The sequence below is a fragment of the Streptomyces johnsoniae genome, from assembly GCF_031845565.1.
Taxonomy (GTDB): Bacteria; Actinomycetota; Actinomycetes; order Streptomycetales; family Streptomycetaceae; genus Streptomyces; species Streptomyces johnsoniae.
In genome coordinates, this window is record NZ_JAVREV010000098.1 from 1 (window position 1) to 397 (window position 397).

1 pseudogene is annotated in these 397 nt (G+C 78.1%); it reads left to right on the forward strand.

Features of this window, described 5'->3' with window-relative positions:
* A pseudogene (locus tag RM779_RS33455) lies at positions 1–397 on the forward strand (ATP-dependent helicase); the annotation flags it as partial.

The window sequence follows — 397 nt, forward strand, 5'->3', positions numbered from 1 at the left end:
GACCTGGCCTGGCCGCTCCCGCTCGACGCCACGGCCCTCACCCGCCGCCGCGCCGCCCGGGACACGGTGCTGGCCCACCTGGAGAGCCTGGCCGTCCACGGGGACGAGCGGCCACCGGCGCACGGGCCCGGACCCGACGGCGTACCGCCTCATGACGCGGCCCACGAGGACGAGCCGCCTCTCGAGGAGGCACCGTTCGACGAGGGCTGGGACTGGGACGCGCTCCCCACCGAACGCCCCGCGGAAACCGCTCCGGACACGGCCCCGGAGCCCGTACGGGAGTCGGCACCGGAGGCACCCCCGAGCGAGCCCCCGCACATCCCCGCCGCCCGCCACCCCCAGGAAGAACCGGCGGACCGGCTCACCCCCGAGGAGGCCCGCACCCTCGCCTCCTGGG